This is a genomic window from Gemmiger formicilis, from assembly GCF_016901605.1.
Lineage (GTDB): Bacteria > Bacillota > Clostridia > Oscillospirales > Ruminococcaceae > Gemmiger > Gemmiger formicilis_B.
Map to the genome: position 1 here is coordinate 1 of NZ_JACJKP010001097.1, position 203 is coordinate 203.

Below are 203 nucleotides of genomic sequence, written 5' to 3' on the forward strand. Positions count from 1 at the left end.
AACACGATGCGGTCACAGAACCGGGTGGAGGCCAGCCGGTGGCTGATGAAGAGCGCCGTGCGGCCCGCCGTCATCCGGTTGTATTTCTGGTAGATATCGTCCTCGGCCAGGGGGTCCAGGGCCGCGGTGGGTTCGTCCAGGGCGAGAATGGGCCCGTTTTTATAAAGGGCCCGGGCCAGCATCAGCCGCTGGGTCTGCCCGCC

The 203-nt window shown here is 66.0% G+C and carries 1 protein-coding gene; it reads right to left on the reverse strand.

Translation table 11 applies throughout. From position 1 onward, the window contains the following. Positions 1–203 (reverse strand): ATP-binding cassette domain-containing protein (locus tag H6B10_RS17890; RefSeq protein WP_204652605.1); only part of this gene is annotated, 203 nt, incomplete at both ends.